Consider the following 3,452-nt stretch of genomic DNA (forward strand, 5'->3'; position numbering starts at 1 on the left):
ACGTCGCCCCGCGCGGCGACCTGGCGGCGGCCGTGGCGAGGGAGCTGGCGCCGCTCCCGCGGTGATGCCTCCCGCTTGCCGGTGCCCCGTTACGATTGCCCGTGGCCCCGCGCAGCGACCCGCCGGCGCCCACTGACGACCCAGGGAGAGTCCCGCACGTGCCTGCCATCATCGACAAGCTCCTCCGCATCGGCGAGGGGAAGATCCTGCGCCAGCTCGAGGCCGTGGCCAAGGCCGTCAACGCCATCGAGGACGACTTCGTCGCGATGAGCGACGCGGAGCTGCAGGGCCTGACCGCCGAGTTCAAGGAGCGGCTCGCCGACGGGGAGACGCTCGACGACCTGATGCCCGAGGCCTTCGCCGCGGTGCGCGAGGCCGCCAAGCGCGTGCTGGGCATGCGTCCGTTCGACGTGCAGGTGATGGGTGCCGCAGCGCTGCACATGGGCAACATCGCCGAGATGAAGACCGGTGAGGGAAAGACCCTGGTCGCGGTCCTGCCGTCCTACCTCAACGCCCTCGAGGGCAAGGGCGTCCACATCGTCACCGTCAACGACTACCTCGCGAAGTACCAGTCCGAGATGATGGGTCGCGTCCACAGCTTCCTCGGGCTGACGACCGGCGTCATCCTGCCGTCGATGCGCCCCGCGGAGCGCCGTGAGGCCTACGGCTGCGACATCACCTACGGCACCAACAACGAGCTCGGCTTCGACTACCTGCGCGACAACATGGCCGACTCCATCGAGGACTGCGTCCAGCGCGGCCACAACTTCGCCATCGTGGACGAGGTCGACTCGATCCTGATCGACGAGGCGCGGACCCCGCTGATCATCAGCGGGCCGACGCAGGACGAGGTCAAGTGGTACGGCGAGTTCGCCAAGATCGCGCGCACCCTGGTCCGCGACGTCGACTACGAGGTCGACGAGAAGAAGCGCACCATCTCCGTGCTCGAGCCCGGCATCACCAAGGTCGAGGACCACCTCGGCATCGAGAACCTCTACGAGTCGGCCAACACGCCGCTGATCTCCTTCCTCAACAACTCGATCAAGGCCAAGGAGCTGTTCCGCAACGACAAGGAGTACGTCGTGATGGACGGCGAGGTGCTCATCGTCGACGAGCACACCGGCCGGATGCTGGCGGGTCGCCGCTACAACGACGGTCTCCACCAGGCGATCGAGGCGAAGGAGAGCGTCCAGGTCCGCGAGGAGTACCAGACCCTCGCCACGGTCACCCTGCAGAACTACTTCCGGCTCTACGACAAGCTCTCCGGGATGACCGGTACGGCGATGACCGAGGCGTCGGAGTTCGACAAGATCTACAAGCTCGGCGTGGTGCCGATCCCGACCAACAAGCCGATGATGCGTGCGGACCAGCCAGACCTCGTCTACCGCACCGAGGAGGCCAAGTACCTCGCCGTGGTGGAGGACATCGAGGAGCGCAGCCGCCGGGGCCAGCCGGTGCTCGTCGGCACCGTGTCCGTCGAGAAGTCCGAGCTGCTGTCCGGTCTGCTGCGCAAGCGCGGCGTGCCGCACACCGTCCTCAACGCCAAGGTGCACGCCGACGAGGCCAAGATCGTCGCTCTCGCCGGCCACAAGGGAGCGGTCACCGTCGCGACCAACATGGCCGGCCGCGGCACCGACATCATGCTCGGCGGCTCCGTCGAGTTCCTCGCCGACCAGGCCCTGCGCCAGGAGGGGCTGCAGCCCGCCGGCGACACAGCGCAGGCCTACGAGGAGGCGTGGCCGGCCACGGTCGAGCGCATCAAGGCGCAGGTCGCCGCCGAGCACGACGAGGTCAAGGAGCTCGGGGGCCTCTACGTCGTCGGCACCGAGCGCCACGAGTCGCGGCGCATCGACAACCAGCTCCGCGGTCGCTCCGGCCGCCAGGGTGACCCGGGTGAGTCCCGGTTCTACCTGTCGCTGCAGGACGAGCTGATGCGGCTGTTCAAGTCCGACTGGGTCGACCGGGTGCTCCAGGTGCTCAAGGTCCCCGACGACGTGCCGATCGAGAACAAGCGGGTGACCGGGGCCATCGCCAACGCCCAGGGGCAGGTCGAGTCGCAGAACTTCGAGTCCCGCAAGAACGTCCTCAAGTACGACGATGTGATGAACCGGCAGCGCGAGGTCATCTACGGGGAGCGTCGCCGGGTCCTCGAGGGGGCCGACCTCGAGGAGCAGATCCGCGGCTTCATCGACGACGTCGTCGCCGGCTACGTCACGGGAGCCACGCAGGAGTACGCCGAGGACTGGGACCTCGAGGCGCTGTGGACGGCCCTCGGTCAGCTGTACCCGATCGGCCTCTCCCACGAGACCGTGGTGAAGGAGGCCGGAGGGCTGTCGGGGCTGAGCCGCGACGCCCTCATCGAGATGCTGCAGCGCGACGCCCAGGACGCCTACGACCGCCGTGAGGACGAGATCGGTGACGAGGTGATGCGGGAGCTCGAGCGGCGCGTCGTCCTGTCGGTCCTCGACCGCAAGTGGCGCGAGCACCTCTACGAGATGGACTACCTGCGCGAGGGCATCTACCTGCGTGCCTACTCCCAGCGTGACCCGCTGGTGGAGTACCAGCGCGAGGGCTTCGACATGTTCGCCGCCATGATGGACGGCATCAAGGAGGAGTCCGTGGGCTTCCTGTTCAACCTCCAGGTGGAGGTCGAGGAGGACGTCGACGAGGGTGACCAGGCCGAGGAGGCCGAGCAGGTCATGGCCGCCGCGCCGCAGGTGTCCGCCGCGACCCCGCAGATCGACTTCGCCCAGGCGCAGGCCCACGCACCGACGATCCGCGCCAAGGGGCTCGACCGGCCGAGCCGGCCGCAGAACCTGTCCTACAGCGCGCCGTCGGAGGACGGTGAGGCCGAGGTGCACGCCGCTCCGGCCGCGGACGACCCGTTCGCCGGTGTCGGTCGCAACTCGCTGTGCCCGTGCGGCTCCGGCCAGAAGTTCAAGCGCTGCCACGGCGCCCCCGGCGGTGCCACCGGTCGCGCGACCATGGGCGGCTGAGCCGCAGCTCGTTCAGCCGATCTGGAGGGCGACGCACTGCCAGCGGTCGCGCACGATCTCGAAGCGTGCGGCGACCGCCCGGGAGCGCCTTCCGTAGCGCACGTGCGCGCTGGCCTCGACCGCGTCGCAGCGGATGAGGGCGGTGCGTACGCCGACCACGACCGGCCGGGCCGGGTTCGGGCCGCGCACCGGTCCGGACGACGAGCCGGCAGCGGTGGTCACCGTGCGCGCGCGGGCGGTGAGCTCCTCGTAGACCTCCGGGACGGCGTGCCGGAGCACCTGGCTGACCGGTCGGTCACCGGCGCCGATCTCGACGACGGCCTGCAGGAACCGGCCGACGAACGCGTCGACGCGCTCGCGGGCCGCGAGCTCCACGACGACCAGGTCGTTGGTGTGGGCGCTGCGCAGGCGGGGGCGTGGGGGAGCGGCGCGCGGCGTGAGGTCGAGGGCCAGGCT

The 3,452-nt window shown here is 69.7% G+C and carries 2 protein-coding genes; one reads left to right on the forward strand and one right to left on the reverse strand.

Annotation, left to right across the window (positions count from 1 at the left end; genetic code table 11):
- The first annotated feature begins 158 nt into the window (after positions 1-158).
- A complete protein-coding gene (gene secA / locus VLF38_RS06505) occupies positions 159-2,996 on the forward strand; it encodes a preprotein translocase subunit SecA (protein ID WP_325270466.1) in 2,838 nt (945 codons plus the stop codon).
- 12 nt (positions 2,997-3,008) lie between these two features.
- On the opposite strand, the gene VLF38_RS06510 is transcribed toward secA, so the two are convergent.
- Positions 3,009-3,452, reverse strand: a 444-nt coding sequence (locus VLF38_RS06510) for an Rv3235 family protein (protein ID WP_325270467.1), incomplete at its 5' end; no start/stop codon positions are given.

Source organism: Nocardioides sp. (assembly GCF_035481145.1).
In the GTDB taxonomy this organism is placed as follows: Bacteria; Actinomycetota; Actinomycetes; order Propionibacteriales; family Nocardioidaceae; genus Nocardioides.